Below are 16,469 nucleotides of genomic sequence, written 5' to 3' on the forward strand. Positions count from 1 at the left end.
TCGGGTTTCGTGATGTCGGGGTGTCCGGCCCGCCGGGACACCCCGGTTTCCGTGAAGTCGAGTGGATCTCGCGCCGGACACGCGAAAGCGCCCGCCGGGACTCCCGGCGGGCGCTCTGCGTGGTGCGGTGAGGGAGGGCTCAGCCCTCGAAGACGCCGGCCGCGACCAAGCGCTTCTCGGTGGCCTCCCAGCCGTCACCCGGGTGGGTGGCAGCCAGGTTGTTGATCTCGGCCCGGATCTTGGCGGCGTGGCCGGCCGCGGCCAGCACGCGGATCTCCTCGACGAAGGCGTCGGAGTCCGTACGCAGGTGCGCGGTCTTGCCGTTGGTCAGGTTCCGCACGTAGGCGTGCTTGCCGCCGTTGAGCGGGATGAGGTACTTGAACTCGCCCAGCACGCTGAGGGCGCCACCCTGGCCAGCCTGGCCGGCCCGGACGGACGCGCGCGCGGTCTTAGAGGTGTTGCTCGCCACGGAGGTACTCCTTGCAAGACGTACGGGAGGACTGGACGTCCGGGGGCTGTGTGCGGACCACACTGCGCTCGGCCCGCGAAGATGTAACGCGGCATAAGCCGCCGGTGGAACTGTACATGACCACGACACCATGCTGGTCGTCGCGGTGTCCTGAGAGGTAACGGGAGCCACCCGTCCGGCTATTCCGGCCGGCGTTTTTTCCGATTCCCTGGCGCACCACCTGCCCCACAAGTCATCATGTGTTGCAGCAACCACCTGGGTGGACGAGGTCGTAGGGGAAGACGCACCTCGCTCTCCGGGAGGTCACCGTGCCAACGCGTGGCGTCGTATACGTCCACTCGACCCCGCTCGCCGTGTGCTCGCACGTCGAGTGGGCGATCGCGCGCGTCCTAGCCGCGCCGGTCAACCTGCAGTGGACGGCTCAGCCCGTCGACCCCGGCGCACGCCGGGCCGAGTGCGGGTGGACCGGTCGTCCGGGGACGGGCGCCGAGCTGGCTGCTGCCCTACGGCAGTGGCCCATGATCCGTTTCGAGGTCACCGAGGAGCCGAGTCCCGGCGCCGACGGCGAGCGGTTCATGTACGTGCCGGCCCGGGGCCTGTTCCGGGCCACCGTCGGCGTGGCCGGCGACATCCAGCTCGGCGAGGACCGGCTACGAGCCCTGATGGTCGCCTCCCGGGCGCCGGAGGCCCTTGCGCACGCCCTGGACAAAGCGCTCGGCACCGCGTGGGACGCCGACCTGGAGCCCTACCGGTACGCCGGCGACGGCGCGCCGGTGACCTTGCTCACCCGCGTCGGCTGACCCGGCCGCCCGGTCCGCTGGCCGTACGCCGTCGGACCGGCCTCGACCGGTAAGGTCAAGTTGCCCCGATAAGGGGGAAGCTGGTGGGATGGGCGGCGTGTCGAATCGCCCGTGGCGCGCCACTGTCGCAGTCGCCGCCCTGACCGCCCTGCTCGTCTCCGGCTGCTCAGGTGGCCCCGAACGGCCCGCGCCGACGACCAGCCCGGTCGGCGCATCCGCCGCCCCGAGCGCCCCCGCCCCGACGCCGTCCAGCGACCCCGCCGCCCGGGCCGCGGCGCTCGTCGCCACGCTCTCCGACGAAGACCTTGTCGGCCAGGTGCTGATGCCGTACGCCTACGGCGACTCGGCGACGAAGGTCTCCGCCGGCTCGGCCGCCGGCAACCAGGCCCTCGCCGGGGTCGACACCCCCGCCGACATGATCACCAAGTACCGGCTGGGTGGCCTGATCCTCGTCGGTTTCAGCGCCGACGACCCGACCAAGGGCAACCAGGAGACCACGAACGTCGACAACCCGAAGCAGGTGCACGAACTCACCAGCGGGCTGCGTGCCGCCGCGGGTCGACTCGCCGCCGGCCCCGCGCCACTGCTGATCGGCACCGACCAGGAGTACGGCGTCGTGACCCGGGTGACCGACGGCGTCACCGTGCTGCCCAGCGCCCTCGCGGCGGGCGCGGCCGGCGACCCGAAGCTGACCGAGGCCGCCTGGCGGGCCGCCGGCGCCGAGCTGGCGGCGATGGGAATCAACGTCGACTTCGCCCCGGTGGCCGACGTGCTGGCCACCCGCAGCACCGTCATCGGCTCCCGCTCCTACGGCGCCGACCCGAAGCAGGCCGCGGCGCAGGTGGGCGGCGCCGTCCGTGGTCTCCAGGCGGAGGGCGTCGCGGCCACCCTGAAGCACTTCCCCGGGCACGGCCACAGCGCCGACGACTCGCACCAGGATCTGCCGGTGCTCACCCAGTCGGCCGCGGCGTTGCAGAGCGGCGCGTGGCCGCCGTTCACCGCCGGCATCGACGCCGGGGCGATGGCGGTGATGTCCGGGCACCTGGACGCGCGCGCGATCGACCCGATGACCCCGGCGACCTTCTCCCACAAACTCCTCACCGACGTGCTGCGCGGTCAGCTCGGCTTCAAGGGCGTGGTGATCACCGACGGGATGAACATGCCGCCCGCGAAGCGCTGGGCTCCCGGCGAGGCGGCGGTCCGGGCACTGAACGCCGGCAACGACCTCATCCTGATGACCCCGAACGTCGGTCAGGCGTACGACGGGCTGCTCGCCGCGCTGCGCGGCGGTTCACTGCCCCGCGCCCGGCTGGTCGAGGCGGTCACCCGGGTGCTGACCATGAAGTTCCGGCTGGCGGAGACCCCGCCCGCGCAGATGTCCACGCTCAACGCCCCGGCTCACCGCGCCGCGGCCGACGCGCTGGCCGCCGCCGCCGTCACCGTGCTGCGCGGCACCTGCGGTGGCCCGGTACGCGGGCCGGTCACCGTCACCTCCTCCGGTGGCCGGGACGGCACCCGGGCCGCGCTCACCGCCGCGCTCACCGCCGCCGGGGTGCCGGTCAAGGCCAGTGGAGGCACGATCGTGCACCTGGTGGGCTACGGCGACGGCGCCAAGGACCTGCGCGCCGACGCCGCGGTCACCGTCGCCATGGACACCCCGTACGTGCTGAGCGGTGCGACGTCACCGACGTTGCTCGCCACGTACTCCTCCAGCCGGGCGTCCATGACCGCGCTGGCCGCCGTGCTGGCCGGCAAGGCCCGGCCGGGAGGCCGTTCCCCGGTGGCCGTGCCCGGCCTGCCCGCCACCACCTGCGCGAGCTGACCGCTCAGCGTCCGCCCTCGGCCGCCGGTTGATCGGTGGGGTCTGTCCCGGAGGGCTCAGGGTGTGGTGGAGCGGTCGCTTCCGGCGGACCAGCCGGGTGGCGCGTTGCCGGTGGGCGCAGCAGCCGTAGTGGCGTCCCGCCGATCGTGGCAGGCGACATCGGCGGCGGGTCGGCGCTGGCCACCGTGCGGGCGAGCAGCGCTGCCAGCCCGGCCCGGGTGGCGACGACAAGCAGCCGGTCGGTACGCACCAGAGGCCGCCGTTGCGGCAGCGACCAGATCGTCTGCCCAGCCCGCCCGGTCCGCATCGCTATCACCCGGGCCTCGCGCGGGCGGCGGCTGACCTGCGGACAGGAGCGGCCTTCCAGATCCGAGCCGGCCCCGACCGGCAACTCGGCCACCAGCAGGACCCGCCGACCCACCGAGATCGTGTCGATCACCTCGCGGCCCATCATGGCCGCGGCGAACGCCGGCGCCGCGAGGTACGAGACGCTGCGCGAGTGGTTGATCCCGAAGGCGCGCTGCACCCGCTGCGCGAACCCCTCGTCGAACAGCCGCAGCACCACCCGCAGAGGAGCCGCCACACCGCCGGTCGCCGTCCTGTGCAGCGATCGCCCGAGCAGTGCGGTCTCCAGGTTTGTCACGTCATCCGCGCAGAGCACCACAAGGGCGCGGCAGGTCGACACGGACGCCGCCCGCAACGTCTCCGGGCTGGTCGCGTCGCCGATGAGGAACGGCACGCCCAGTTCGCGGGCCACCGCCACCCCACGGGCGGTCGGCGCCCGGTCCACCGCCACCACTGTGACACCGAACGAATGCAGTTCCTGCACCACCCGGGTGCCGACGTTGCCCAGCCCGACGACGATCACATGGTCGTCGAGCGGGTCGGTGAGTCGACCGGCCGCGACTGCCAGCCGGGCCCGTACCACCGAATCGACCACCAGCGCGGTCACCGTGGGGACCAGGGCCACGCCGGTGATGACCAGCAGCAGAGCGGTGAGCTTTTCCACCAGCGACCCGGCCGGGTTCGCGTCCGCGCTGCCCAGGGCGGTGAGCAATGTCAGGTAGCCAGCCTGCACCGGGTCCAGGTCCCGGGCCTGCCCGAGCAGGACGCTGCCGGCGGCGAGCAGCGCGGCCGAGGCGCCCAGGGCCCAGCGCAGGCGTCTGCCGAGGACCAGCCGGGCGGTCCGCAGCAGACGGCGGCGAGGTCGGGCCCGGACCGGAGGCCGTCGGCCGTACGCCCGCACCAGCAGCAGATCGGCGGAATCCTCGTCTTCCGGCAGAGTGATCGGCTCGGGGCCGCTGGTGTCGGCAAGCGCGCAGACCACGTCCGTGGTCGCCGGGTCGATCGCGTCCCGGGTCGCCGTGCGCAGCAACTCGTCGTCGGGTAGCCGGAGGAAGGTTGGCGTGTCGTCGCCAAGCGTGGCCGCGACGAACGCGGGCGCGGCGATCTCCGAACCGGACAGAACCGCGCAGTCACCGAGCATGGTGGACACGCCCTCGCCGAGCACCGGGTTGAACAAGCGGACCACGATCCGGACGTCCGGGTCGAACTCCCGAATGATCAACGCGGCGTCCACGTTTGCCACATCGTCGGCACTGACCAGCGCGACCGCCGCCGCAGTCCGTACGCCGACGCGGTCCAGAACCTCGGCGGTCAGCCGGCGGGCCACCACCACCTCGGGACGTGGCCCCGCCGCCTCGGCGTCCGACGCGAGATCGGCGATGTCCGGCGCGTGATTGTCGGTCAACGACGGCAGCAGGACGGTGACCGAGACGCCGTACCGGTCGACCAGTTCGGTGATCAGTCGGCGGGCCAGAGCGTTGTCGCCGCAGACCACGAACCGTTGGCCTGGTTCCGGGTCGATGCCGTCCGCGCTGTCTTCGGGCACGCCCGCATGGTAGCTGTGGTCGACCAGGCAGCCGATCCCCCGCGGATCGGCGTCCGCGGGCACGGTAGTCGCGCTCGGCGTGGCCTCACCCGCCACCACCTGCGCGAGCTGACCGGTCGACCGAAATCGAGTCGCTTCCGCTCGGTCGGGCTGACAACCTCCAGACATGGGAACGGCAGAGGGATTCCGGTACGTCCAACGGGCCGACGGCACGGTCGTGATCACGCACCACGGACGGGCGGCGGGCACCCTGCGTGGCGCCCGCGCTGCGCAGTTCCTCGCCGAGGTCGACGACGACCCGCAGGCGGTGATGGCCCGGTGGACCGGCAACTACCGCCACGGCAACGAACGCACCGCGAAGCAGCACCCCCGCAACCGGGCGTGAACGAAGCGAAGGCCCCTCCTCGTCGCCGGAGCGACAAGAAGGGGCCTTCCCCACGTCCAGGGCGTTGCCGTGCCGCCGCTCAGGGGCGGGCGAAGACGAGCGCCACGTTGTGGCCGCCGAAGCCGAACGCGTTGTTCAACGCGGCGGGGATCTCCATGTGGCGTGCCTTGTGCGCGGCGACATCAAGCGTGAGACCGGGCTCCGGGTCGTCGAGGTTGATCGTCGGAGGGACGACACTGTCGCGGATGGCCAGGATGGTGGCGATCGACTCCAGCGCGCCGGCCGCACCGAGCAGGTGACCGGTCATCGACTTGGTCGCGGACAGCACCGGGTGGTCGCCGAGAGCCTTGTGCAGCCCGCCGATCTCCAGCATGTCACCGACCGGCGTCGAGGTGGCGTGCGCGTTGACGTGCACGATGTCCCGCTTGGCCACGCCCGCGTCCGCGATCGCCTTGGCGATGGCCCGGATGGCGCCCTCGCCCTCGGCGTGCGGCTGCACGATGTCGTACGCGTCGGACGTGATGCCGGCCCCGGCGAGCCGCGCGTACACCCGGGCGCCCCGGGCTGCGGCGTGCTCGGCCCGTTCCAGCACCAGGATGCCGGCGCCCTCACCGAGGACGAAGCCGTCGCGGCCCCGGTCCCACGGGCGGGAGGCGCGCTCCGGCTCGTCGTTGCGGGTCGACATGGCCCGCATCGAGCTGAAACCGGCGATCGGCAGCGGGTGGATGACCGCCTCGGTGCCGCCGGCCACGACCACGTCGGCCCGGCCGGAACGGATGATGTCCAGGCCCAGAGCGATCGCCTCGGCACCGGTGGCGCAGGCGCTGGCCACCGCGTGCACTCCGGCCTTGGCGCCCAGCTCCAGCCCGACCCAGGCGGCCGGACCGTTCGGCATCAGCATCGGGATGGTGTGCGGGGACACCCGCCGCGGCCCGGACGCTTCGAGGATGTCGTCCTGGGCGAGCAGGGTGGTGGCACCGCCGATGCCGGAGCCGACGCTGACGGCCAGCCGCTCCCCGTCGAGGTCGGACCCGGCGAGGCCGGCGTCCGCCCAGGCCTGTTGCGCCGCGATGATCGCGATCGCCTCGGAGCGGTCCAGTCGGCGCAGTCGGACCCGGTCCAGCACCTCGGACGGTTCCACTGCCAACTGGGCGGCGATCCGGACCGGCAGTTGCGCGGCCCACTCCTGGGTGAGGGCACTCACCCCGGAGCGGCCGGCGAGCATGGCGTCCCAGGTCGACGCGACGTCCCCGCCAAGCGGGGTCGTCGCGCCGAGCCCGGTGACGACGACGTCAGGACGACTCATGATCAGGACTGCGCCGCGATGTAGCTGACGGCGTCACCGACGGTCTTGAGGTTCTGCACCTCGTTGTCCGGGATCTTGACGCCGAACTTCTCCTCGGCGGCCACCACGACCTCCACCATGGAGAGCGAGTCGACGTCGAGGTCGTCGGTGAAGGACTTCCCCTCGGCCACGTCGTCCGGGTTCACTCCGGCAACCTCTTCGAGGATCTCGGCGAGGCCGGTGGTGATCTCGTCACGGGTCATTGCGGTTGGTTCCTTTCATCGGGGTTGTCCGACGGACGGCGTCGCCGACCGCCACTCCTCGGCGCGTACGCCGAAGGGGGTCTTCAGGGGCAGCGGACGACCTGACCGGCGTAGGTCAGGCCACCGCCGAAACCGAACAGCAGCACCGGTGCGCCCGAGGGCACCTCCCGGCGCTCGACCAGCTTGGACAGGGCCAGCGGCACGCTCGCGGCGGAGGTGTTGCCGGACTCGACGATGTCCTTCGCGATGATCGCGTTGGGGATGTTGAGCCGCTTGGCGATGCCGTCGATGATCCGGGCGTTGGCCTGGTGCGGCACGAACGCGGCCAGCTCCGACGGGTCGACCCCGGCCCGCTCGCAGGCCTGCAGGGCGAGCGGCGCCAGCTCGGTGGTGGCCCAGCGGAACACCGCCTGCCCCTCCTGCTGGACGTACGGGCGCCAGCCCTCGATGCGGACCGCGTCGCTCTTCTCCGGCACCGAACCCCAGACCACCGGGCCGATCCCGGCCGGCTCGTCGTCGGCGGTGGCGGTGACCACCGCCGCACCGGCGCCGTCGGCGAAGATGATGCAGGTGGAGCGGTCGGTCCAGTCGGTGAAGTCGGACAGCTTCTCCGCGCCGATGACTATCGCGTTGCGCGACGCGCCGGCCCGGATGGCGTGGTCGACGGTGCCCAGCGCGTACGCGAAGCCCGAGCAGGCGGTGTTCAGGTCGTACGCGCCCGGGGCGGTGATGCCCAGCTTGGCGGCGACCCGGCAGGCCACGTTGGGGCTGCGGTCGATCGACGTGCAGGTGGCGACCACGACCAGGTCGATGTCGGCGGCGGTCAGGCCCGAGTTGGCAAGCGCCTTGCCGGCGGCGGCAGCGGCCATGTCGGCCACCGTCTCGGTGTCGGCGATCCGCCGGCTGACGATGCCGACGCGGTCGCGGATCCACTCGTCGTTGGTGTCGACGAGCTGGGCGATGTCGTCGTTGGTCACCACCCGCGAGGGCTGGTAGTGCCCCATCGAGACGATGCGACTGCCAGTCATGAACGACCTCCGATGCGGGCGATCAGGTCCCGTGCGGCCGGCAGGTCGTCCGGGGTGTTCAGGGTGACGATCTCCGGGGCGCCATCGCCCTTGAGTTCCCGCTTGACCAGCCCGGCGAGGGTGCCGGCGGGCGGCAGCTCGATCACGCCGGTGACCCCGAGGTCGGCCAGCGTACGCATGCACAGGTCCCAGCGCACCGGCGCGGTGACCTGGCGGACGAGGCGCCGCACCAACTCCTGGCCGTTGTCGACGGCGGTGCCGTCGAGGTTCGAGAGCAGGGTCCGGGCGGGGTCGGCGGGGGTGATCCCGGCGGCGACCTTGGCGAGCGCGGTCGCGGCCGGGGCCATGTACGGGGTGTGGAAAGCGCCGGCCACCTTGAGCCGGATGACCCGGGTCCGGGCGGGCGGCTCGGCGACGAGTTTGTCGAGCCCGTCCACCGCGCCGGCGGCGACGGTCTGCCCGGCGCCGTTGCGGTTGGCCGCGTACAGCCCGTGCGCCTCGATGGCGGTGAGCACCTCGTCCGGGTCGCCACCCAGCATCGCGGCCATCCCGGTGGGCTCCAGCGCGCAGGCGGCGGCCATCTCCCGGCCGCGTACGCCGGCGAGGGTGATCGCGGCTTCGGGGGTCAGCACACCGGCGAGGGCGGCGGCGCCCAACTCGCCGACGCTGTGCCCGGCGGTGAGCCCGACGGCGTCCAGTGGCAGGTGCTCGGCCGCGAGCAACGCCGCGGCGACCAGCAGCGGCTGCGTGCGGGCAGTGTCCATGATCTCGACCGCGTCGGCGGCGGTGCCCAGGTGCACCAGGTCGACCTCGGCCAACGCCGACCACTCGCGCAGCCGCGCCTCGGTGCCGGTCAGGTCGAGCCAGGGGGTCAGGAAGCCGGGTTTCTGAGAACCCTGGCCGGGGCTAAGTACGGCGAGCACGCCTATGACTCTCCCGGATTCGCGCGGGTAACGCTGTGCCGCCCCCGACCAAACCACACTAGAACGTTTAGAGGTTTCCTACAAAAATCGGCGGGTATCATCCTCATTTTGTGCCGTTTTCCGGGTTGCCGGGGTCATTGTCTGACTCGGTACGGTCGAGGAGAGCGGGACAACCGGATCCAACCGACCCACTGTCAACGCGACCTGAAGTGCGAACGCGTCGCGGGGCGACAGCGGCGAGAAGCCGGTCACCTCGGCGATCCGCCGCAGCCGGTAACGCACCGTGTTCGGATGGACGAACAACGCGCGGGCGGCGCTCTCCAGCGTGCCACCGGCGGCCAGGAAGGCGTCCAGGGTCGCCAGCAACTCGCCGCCGGCGCGCACCAGCGTCGCGTACACGTCGTGGCGCAACCGCCGACGAGCCTCCGCGTCGCCGGCCAGCGCCCGCTCGGGCAACAGATCCGCGGCCGGCACCGGACGGGGAGCGCCGGGCCAGGCCGGCGCCGCCCGGAAACCGGACAGCGCGGCCCGCGCCGACTCGGTCGCCTCGTCCAGGCTCGGCACGGCCGGACCGACCACCACCGGCCCGTCGCCGAACGCGCTGAGCAGCTTGGCGGTGGCGGTGAGCGGGTCCGCCGCGCCGCCCAGCACGATCACCAGGCGGTCGCCGTGCACCCCGCCGATCACCTCCACACCGATCCGGCGGGCCTGCCGGTAGACCACGTGCAGCACCGCGGAGACCTCCCCGCCCGGCGACCGACCGACCGCCACCGCCACCGGCGGCGCGTCCGCCCAGCCGAGCGCGGCGGCCCGGCTGGCCAGCACGTCTGGCGAGTCACCGCGCAACAGCGCGTCGACGAGCAGGGCCTGCAACCGGGCGTCCCACGCGCCGCGTGACTCGGCTGCCCGCGCGTACACCCGGGCGGCGGCGAACGCGATCTCCCGGGAGAAGCGGAGCACCGCTTCGCGTAGCTGCTGCTCCTCACCCTCGGCGGCCAGCTGCGAGACCTGCTCCTCGACCACGTCGATGGTCACCTTGATCAACGCGACGGTCTGCTGGAGGGTGATCGACCGGGCCAGCGCCTGCGGGGCCGCGGCGAAGACCTCGTCCGAGACCTCCTGGGTGCTGTCCGCGGTGCCGCCACCCTCGCTCAGCCACTGCACCAGCGACCGGGCGCCCGCCTGGGCCACCAGCATCACCCAGGATCGCTGGTCGGCCGGCAGCGCCCGGAACCACGGCAGCGTCTCGTCCATCCGGGCCACGCTGGAGGTGGCCAACGCCCCCGCCGAACGCTCGATCCGGCGCAGCGTGGCCGCCAGCTCTCCACCCCCCGGCGTACTCACCGCCCTAGCCTGACACGTCGTGAGCAGGCCAAGGTTGCGGGGGAGTGGGCAGACCCAGCTCCTGGGCCAGGATCGCGGCCTGCACCCGGCTGCGCAGCCCCAGTTTCGCCAGGATCCGGCTCACGTGCGTCTTGGTGGTGCTCTCCGCCAGCGCCAGCCGGTCGGCGATCTGCTGGTTGGACAGGCCCAGGCCGAGGCAGGCCAACACGTCGCGTTCCCGCGGGGTGAGGGTGCCCAGCGCGGTCCGGGTGTCCGCCGACGCGCCGGGCGCGGTGGCCGCGAAGGCCGCGATCAACCGGCGGGTCACCGCGGGGGCGATGAACCCGTCGCCACGCGCCACCGTCCGCACCGCTGCCACCAGGCCTTCGGCGTCGGTGTCCTTGAGCAGGAACCCGGCCGCGCCGGCGCGCAGCGCGCCGAAGACGTACTCGTCGAGGTCGAAGGTGGTGAGCACCAGCACGTCGGCGAGCAGGTCGGTGACGATCGTCCGGGTCGCGGAGATCCCGTCCCGGCGGGGCATGCGGACGTCCAGCACCGCCACGTCCGGGCGCAACTCCCGGCACAGCCGCACCGCCTCGTCGCCGTCGGCCGCCTCGCCCACCACCGCGAGACCGGGGGCGGCGCCCAGGATCAGGACCAGTCCGGCGCGTACCGCCGGCTGGTCGTCGGCAAGCACCACCCGCACGATCGCGTCGTCCGCCGGCCCGGTCACCCGACCTCCCCGGTGGGCAGCGCGGCCCGGACCTGCCAGCGCCCGTCCCGCGGCCCGGCGGTGAACCGCCCGGCCAGCAGCGTGGCCCGCTCCCGCATCCCGATCAGCCCGGCCCCGGCGCCCGGCAACCCGGCCCCGGGCGAGCGCACCGGATTCTCCACCGTCACCACCACCTCCGCCGGCCGGTACGCGATGGTCAGCTCCGCCTCACCCGTGCCGTGCTTGAGCGCGTTGGTGAGCGACTCCTGCACGATCCGGTACGCGGCGAGGTCCACCCCCACCGGCAGCGGGCCCGGGGTGCCGTCGGTGCGCACCCGCACCGCGAGGCCGGCGGCCTGGATCCGCTCGACCAACCCGTCCGCCTCGGCGAGCCGAGCGGTGACCACCTCCGGCAGCGCCGGGCCGTCACCCGCCGGAGCCACCCCGCGACCGGTCGCCGGCTCGCGCAGCAACTCGATCATCTGACGCATCTCCGCCAGGCCCTGCACGCTGCTCTCCCGGATCACCCGCAACGCCGAGGAGACCTGACCCCGATCCAGGCCGGGTACGGACAGCACGGCGGTCGCGTGGATGGCGACCGCGCTGAGGTGGTTGGCGACGACGTCGTGCAACTCCCGCGCCATCCGGGCCCGTTCCGCGCTCACCGCCTGCTGGCGGTCCAACTCGACAAGCCGGGCGGTCTGCTCGGCCCGCGCCCGCTCGGCGGCCGCCTGGTCGCGGTACTGCCGCACGCTGATCCCGGTCAGGACCGGCAGCAGTCCGGCGAGCACCACCAGCACCCCGATGGTGACCCCGCGCCAGTTGTTGAAGGAGGCTACGCCGACGACGGCACCGACCAGGCTCAGTCCGATGGTGACCCGCAGCAGCCACCGCCACAGCCGTGGCGGGCCGTACACGCAGGCGTCGTAGAGCACCTGCGTGTAGACCAGCATCGTGCCCAGTGAGTTGCCGAGCGCGGTGTCCACGACCAGCGCCCCGGTGCCCACGGCCAGGCTGGCGCGTGGGGCGACCCGACGCATGCCCACGGCCACGCACATCACCAGCAGCGGCGGTAGGAACAGCGCCGACGGCACGCCCGTGTTCGGACGGACCTGCGGCTGCCAACCCAGGGCGTAGAGCACCAGGCCGCCGGCCAGCGACGCGGCGGCGAGCGCGAGGTCGCGGCCGACGGTGCCGGATCCGAGCCACGGTGGCGGTCGCATACCGACGATCCCACCACAGCCGCCGACCCCGGGACACCGACCGGAGGAGGAGTCCGACGGCGTCGACATGCGTCGAAAGGGGTACGCGGGGCCGGTCCCGGCCCGGCGATAATGATCATCATGACCGCCCCGGAAACCCTGGCCGCCCTGGCCCGCGAGATCGACGCGGCCTGCCGACTGACCGGCACGTTCGTGCTGCGCTCCGGGCGGACCGCCGACGAGTACTTCGACAAGTACCGCTTCGAGGCCGACCCCCGCCTGCTGGACCGGGTGGCCGCCCACCTCGTGCACCTGGTCCCGACGGGCACCGAGGTGTTGGCCGGGTTGGAGATGGGCGGTATCCCGGTGGTGACCGCGCTCGGCCGGCACACCGGGCTGCCCTGCGCGTTCGTCCGCAAGAACGCGAAGCCGTACGGGACGGCCCGGCTGGCCGAGGGGGCGGACGTGGTCGGACGGCAGGTGCTGGTGGTCGAGGACGTGGTCACCTCCGGCGGGCAGGTGGTCATCTCCACCGGCCAACTACGCGAACTGGGTGCCCGGGTGAAGCACGCCCTCTGCGTCATCGACCGCGTCGAGGGTGGGGCCGAGGCGCTCGCCGCTCACGGCGTGGCGTTGCGGGCGCTCCTGCGCCGGGCCGACCTGGAGGCGCACCGCGTCCGGTGAGCGCCCGCCCGCTCGGGCTGCGGCCTCCGCGTGAACGGCACAAAAAGAAGCTGTGAACTGCGCGAGCGGGTTCCGCGCTCACCGTCGTCTTCGTGAGCTGGCCGGTGCCGACCCCAGGTACGCTGCGCGCGGCCCGTCGGCCCCGGCCAGTACGGTGACAGGGGCACGTCGGGGCAGGACCCGCGGGTGAGGCGAGCGTGAGGAGACCGGGAATGGCGCACGGGGAGGCCGAGCACGGCTGCGCCCAGGGCGAGCCCTGCCGGCCGGGGCACCACGACCCGCAGGTGGCTGGCAAGCACCGTCGGCCGGCCGCCGGCGCGCCGTCGCACCCGGTGGAGCCGCGGCCCGACGACGAGACCGCGCTCCCGCGTCAGCGCTCCGCCGAGGCTTCCGCCTGGGCCGAGCCCGACACGGACGTCCCCGCTGGTTGCCTCAGCGAACTTCCTGGCTGGGCCGGCGCCCACCGGCACGGCCCGGTCCGGCCGCGCCCACGGGCCACCCGCCGGGAGCGCCCGCCCCGCCGCTGGTGCTGAGCCGCCGGCGCCTGGGCGACGGCGGCCAGGAGTCAGCGGGTACGACGGCGGATCAGCAGGGCGATCCCGGCGAGGCCGACCGTGATCGTCAGCATCACCCCGACGTTGAGCAGCAGCAGGCGCTGCAGATCGCCGAGCGCGTCGTCGAGGTCCTTCGCCGGGTCGAGCGTGTCCTCCGGGAGCACCCGTTCGCCACCGCCCGCACCACCGCTGACCGTGTCGAACTGCCGCTCCAACGGCACACCGGCGGTGCGCAGGGTCTCGGACATGCTGAGCCGACCCAGGAACCAACCAGCGCTGATCTTGCGGGCGTCCGGCTGCTTCGCCGGCCGGTAGACCCGCGGGCCGCCAACCGCCCTGGGATACAGGTCGTAGGTCTGCTGCGGCGTCTCACCGGCGAACACCACGACCGTGTACTTCGGACCGAGGTCGGCCGGTTTCGGGCCGGTCGCCATGCCGGTGCGCGCGAGGAAGTTGACCTGGTCGATGACCGCGCCCACGTGGGCGGGTTGCTTGTCCGCGCGTAGCCGCAGGGGCGCGGAGAGCCCTTCGCCGGTGATGTCCACCCCGGCTGGTGCCGGGTTCGGCGCCGCCGAGGCCGGGCCGGCGGTGCCGAGCGACAGCAGCGCCGTCGCGAGCGCGCCCGCCAACACGGCGGCCAACCGCCTCATGTGTCGGACCATCCCGCCTCCTCGCCCCGTTCGATGGATGGCTTCGGTGTGACGCCTGGAGCGGTCTGCCGATGCGACGCCGACCAGAGGGCCGGGCCTACAACTACAGACTCCGCAAAACGTCGATGAGTTGCAGCTTCTGGAACAGTAATTGGAACTATCTGCGATCTCTGCTCGACTAATGAGGAGCCGTTTGATCAGCGGGCGGATCGTACCCTTACGGAGGGGTTCATGGGGGGCAGGGTTACACGTACGGCGCGGGTTGTGCCAGTGGTGCTCGGCGTGGCGTTCGGTGTGTCGTTTCTGGCGCCCGCCGCTCCGGCCGCCGCGCACAACTCGCTGACCGGCAGCAATCCGCGCGACGGTGCCCGAGTGGCGACGGCCCCCGCTCGGATCGAGCTGCGGTTCCTCGCCAAGCCCGCACCGGCTACGACGAAGATCACAATAACGGGACCGGACAATGTGGCCGCTGGCGGCCCACCCGTCTTCGACGGCAGCCGCGTGCGGGTGCCGTTCAAACCCGCCGCCGCGGGGCTCTACATCGTCGGCTACCAACTCGCGTCCAGCGACGGGCACCCGGTGAAGGGCGAGGTGCGGTTCACCCTCACGACCGGGGCCGCCGCCAACCCGTCGGCTGCCGCCGGCACCAGCCCGGCCGGTTCGCCTTCGGCCGTCGGCGCACCCTCCGCCGGGCCCGCGTCGGAGACACCTGGCAGCTTGACGGCCGTCGCTCGGCCGGCGGCGTCGGAGCAGTCCGACTCCGGCGGTCGCTGGTGGGTCTGGGCGCTCGGCGGCCTGCTGCTGCTCGCCGCACTCGCAGCCGGCCTCGTGTTCCGCCGTCGCCGCCGAGTTGGCTGACCCTCTGATACTCACCGCTCCCGGTGAGTCAGGTGTGCGGCTCTGCCTTTGCTCTGCACCCGCGGATGCGACGGCTACGGTCTGCGACCGGTGCCTATTGGGGTGCAGAGCAAAGGCAGGGCGATGGGGAGTTACGCCGGCGACGCGTTCTTGACGCGTCGTGGAGCGACAGTCAGACCAGGCGGAGTCGGGCGGCGCGCATCCGCGTGAGGGTGCGCTCGCGACCGAGCACCTCCAGCGACTCGAACAGCGGCAGGCCCACGGTGCGGCCGGTGACCGCGACCCGCACCGGTGCCTGCGTCTTGCCGAGCTTGAGGCCACGCTCGGCGCCGACCGCCTCCAGCGTCGACTTCAGCGCTTCGGCATCCCACGACCCCAGCGTCTCGAACGCCGCGATGGCGTCGTCGAGCAGCTCCGCCGAGCCGTCCTTCATCGTCTTGGTCCAGGCGGCCTCGTCGACAAGCGGCGAGGCGAGGAACAGGAAGTCGACGTTCGGCACGATCTCGCTGAGCAGCGCGAGCCGGGTCTGGGCCAGCGGTGCGACGGCGGCGAACGCGTCGGCGTCGAACTCCTCCGGCTGCCAGGGCGGCGGCGCGATCGTCCCGGTGCCGGTCAGCCACGGCTGGCAGGCGTCGATGAAGTCGGGCACGGACAGCGCGCGAATGTACTCGCCGTTGAACGCGCGCAGCTTCTTCTCGTCGAAGAAGGCGGGGGAGGGGTTGACCTCCTCGAGCCGGAACTCGTCCTCGATGACCGACCAGGGGACGATCTCCCGGTCGCCCGACGGCGCCCAGCCGAGCAGCATCAGGTAGTTGCGCATCGCGCCGGCGAGGTAGCCCTCGTCGCGGTACGCCTCCAGGGCGACCTTGTCCCGGCGCTTGGAGAGCTTCTGCCGCTTCTCGTTGACCACCACCGGCACGTGCGCCCAGATCGGCGGCTTGACCCCGAGGGCGTCCCAGAGCAACTGCTGCTTGGGCGTGTTGGGCAGGTGCTCCTCGGCCCGGATCACGTGGGTGATCCCCATGGTCATGTCGTCGACGACGTTGGCCAGCAGGAAGACCGGCGAGCCGTCGCCCCGGGCGATGACGAAGTCCTCGATGAGCTTGTTCTCGAAGGTGGGCTCACCGCGGATCAGGTCGACCACCACCGTCGTGCCCTCGTCGGGCGTCCGGAAGCGCAGCGCGTGCCCCGGACCCGGGCCGAGGCCACGGTCGCGGTGGTAGCCGTCGTAGCCCTGGTACTGGGAGCCGGTGCGGGCCTGCACGTCCTCGCGGGTGCAGTCGCAGTAGTAGGCGCGGCCCGAGTCGTAGAGACGAGCGGCGGCGGCCCGGTGCTCACCGGCGTTCTCCGACTGGAAGTACGGGCCCTCGTAACTGCCCCGGGAGATGCCGATCCAGTCCAGCGCGGAGAGGATCCCCTCGGTCCACTCGGGCTTGTTGCGTGCCGCGTCGGTGTCCTCCACGCGCAGCACGAACACCCCGCCCTGCTGCTTGGCGTAGATCCAGTTCTGCAGCGCCGAGCGGGCACCGCCGACGTGGAACATACCGGTCGGGGAGGGGGCGAAGCGCACACGTACCGTCACGTCCCCCAGCCTACGGCGACGGTCGAGCGCATTCCGCC

Annotated in this window: 17 protein-coding genes; 6 read left to right on the forward strand and 11 right to left on the reverse strand. The window is 72.7% G+C overall.

The window, feature by feature from the left end; genetic code table 11:
• Positions 1–139 precede the first annotated feature (139 nt).
• Positions 140–469 carry a hypothetical protein gene (locus tag AB0F61_RS15975; protein WP_030330285.1) on the reverse strand — a complete coding sequence of 110 codons (330 nt, stop codon included), beginning with the start codon at positions 467–469 and terminating at the stop codon, positions 140–142.
• A gap of 308 nt (positions 470–777) precedes the next feature.
• Between AB0F61_RS15975 and AB0F61_RS15980 the strand changes: the two genes are divergently transcribed.
• A complete protein-coding gene (locus tag AB0F61_RS15980; protein WP_112700027.1) occupies positions 778–1,269 on the forward strand; it encodes a DUF3145 domain-containing protein in 492 nt (163 codons plus the stop codon).
• A gap of 88 nt (positions 1,270–1,357) precedes the next feature.
• A complete protein-coding gene (locus AB0F61_RS15985; RefSeq protein WP_357809610.1) occupies positions 1,358–3,091 on the forward strand; it encodes a glycoside hydrolase family 3 protein in 1,734 nt (577 codons plus the stop codon).
• A 4-nt stretch (positions 3,092–3,095) separates the two neighbouring features.
• On the opposite strand, the gene AB0F61_RS15990 is transcribed toward AB0F61_RS15985, so the two are convergent.
• Positions 3,096–4,982 (reverse strand): NAD-binding protein, encoded by a 1,887-nt coding sequence (locus AB0F61_RS15990; RefSeq protein ID WP_357809613.1) that lies wholly within the window; start codon positions 4,980–4,982, stop codon positions 3,096–3,098.
• Positions 4,983–5,148: 166 nt separating this feature from the next.
• On the opposite strand from AB0F61_RS15990, the gene AB0F61_RS15995 reads away from it, so the two are divergent.
• Positions 5,149–5,367, forward strand: a complete 219-nt coding sequence (locus tag AB0F61_RS15995) for a hypothetical protein (RefSeq protein WP_357809616.1) — start codon at positions 5,149–5,151, stop codon at positions 5,365–5,367.
• A gap of 79 nt (positions 5,368–5,446) precedes the next feature.
• Here the strand turns inward: AB0F61_RS15995 and fabF are convergent, their stop codons facing one another.
• The 7 genes from fabF to AB0F61_RS16030 all read right to left on the reverse strand — a co-directional run bounded on the left by fabF (position 5,447) and on the right by AB0F61_RS16030 (position 12,124).
• Positions 5,447–6,673 (reverse strand): beta-ketoacyl-ACP synthase II, encoded by a 1,227-nt coding sequence (gene fabF, locus AB0F61_RS16000; protein WP_357809619.1) that lies wholly within the window; start codon positions 6,671–6,673, stop codon positions 5,447–5,449.
• Positions 6,674–6,675: 2 nt separating this feature from the next.
• Positions 6,676–6,915, reverse strand: coding sequence for an acyl carrier protein (locus AB0F61_RS16005; RefSeq protein ID WP_030330276.1), 240 nt, complete (start codon positions 6,913–6,915; stop codon positions 6,676–6,678).
• Between the two features lie 83 nt (positions 6,916–6,998).
• Positions 6,999–7,943: a beta-ketoacyl-ACP synthase III gene (locus tag AB0F61_RS16010; RefSeq protein ID WP_355028091.1), complete on the reverse strand. Its 945-nt coding sequence runs from the start codon at positions 7,941–7,943 to the stop codon at positions 6,999–7,001.
• Positions 7,940–8,866 carry an ACP S-malonyltransferase gene (locus AB0F61_RS16015; RefSeq protein WP_357809622.1) on the reverse strand — a complete coding sequence of 309 codons (927 nt, stop codon included), beginning with the start codon at positions 8,864–8,866 and terminating at the stop codon, positions 7,940–7,942. Before AB0F61_RS16015 ends, AB0F61_RS16010 begins: the two co-directional genes overlap by 4 nt.
• A gap of 78 nt (positions 8,867–8,944) precedes the next feature.
• Positions 8,945–10,237 (reverse strand): helix-turn-helix domain-containing protein, encoded by a 1,293-nt coding sequence (locus AB0F61_RS16020; protein ID WP_357809858.1) that lies wholly within the window; start codon positions 10,235–10,237, stop codon positions 8,945–8,947.
• Positions 10,215–10,922 (reverse strand): response regulator transcription factor, encoded by a 708-nt coding sequence (locus AB0F61_RS16025; protein ID WP_357809625.1) that lies wholly within the window; start codon positions 10,920–10,922, stop codon positions 10,215–10,217. Before AB0F61_RS16025 ends, AB0F61_RS16020 begins: the two co-directional genes overlap by 23 nt.
• Positions 10,919–12,124 (reverse strand): histidine kinase, encoded by a 1,206-nt coding sequence (locus tag AB0F61_RS16030; RefSeq protein ID WP_357809628.1) that lies wholly within the window; start codon positions 12,122–12,124, stop codon positions 10,919–10,921. Before AB0F61_RS16030 ends, AB0F61_RS16025 begins: the two co-directional genes overlap by 4 nt.
• A 120-nt stretch (positions 12,125–12,244) precedes the next feature.
• Between AB0F61_RS16030 and AB0F61_RS16035 the strand changes: the two genes are divergently transcribed.
• Both AB0F61_RS16035 and AB0F61_RS16040 read left to right on the forward strand, forming a co-directional pair.
• Positions 12,245–12,787: a phosphoribosyltransferase family protein gene (locus AB0F61_RS16035; protein WP_357809631.1), complete on the forward strand. Its 543-nt coding sequence runs from the start codon at positions 12,245–12,247 to the stop codon at positions 12,785–12,787.
• A 212-nt stretch (positions 12,788–12,999) separates the two neighbouring features.
• Entirely contained in the window at positions 13,000–13,320 is a 321-nt protein-coding gene (locus tag AB0F61_RS16040; protein WP_357809634.1) for a hypothetical protein, read from the forward strand.
• Positions 13,321–13,352: 32 nt separating this feature from the next.
• On the opposite strand, the gene AB0F61_RS16045 is transcribed toward AB0F61_RS16040, so the two are convergent.
• Entirely contained in the window at positions 13,353–14,003 is a 651-nt protein-coding gene (locus tag AB0F61_RS16045; RefSeq protein WP_357809637.1) for a hypothetical protein, read from the reverse strand.
• 252 nt (positions 14,004–14,255) lie between these two features.
• Here AB0F61_RS16045 and AB0F61_RS16050 point away from each other — a divergent pair, with 252 nt between their 5' ends.
• On the forward strand, positions 14,256–14,849 hold the full coding sequence (locus tag AB0F61_RS16050; protein ID WP_357809640.1) for a copper resistance CopC family protein: 594 nt from the start codon (positions 14,256–14,258) through the stop codon (positions 14,847–14,849).
• A gap of 172 nt (positions 14,850–15,021) precedes the next feature.
• Here AB0F61_RS16050 and gltX read toward each other — a convergent pair whose 3' ends face one another.
• Positions 15,022–16,431 carry a glutamate--tRNA ligase gene (gltX, locus tag AB0F61_RS16055; protein WP_357809642.1) on the reverse strand — a complete coding sequence of 470 codons (1,410 nt, stop codon included), beginning with the start codon at positions 16,429–16,431 and terminating at the stop codon, positions 15,022–15,024.
• Positions 16,432–16,469: the final 38 nt, after the last annotated feature.

Origin of the sequence: Micromonospora sp. NPDC023888 (assembly GCF_040639415.1) — a bacterium.
Lineage (GTDB): Bacteria > Actinomycetota > Actinomycetes > Mycobacteriales > Micromonosporaceae > Micromonospora.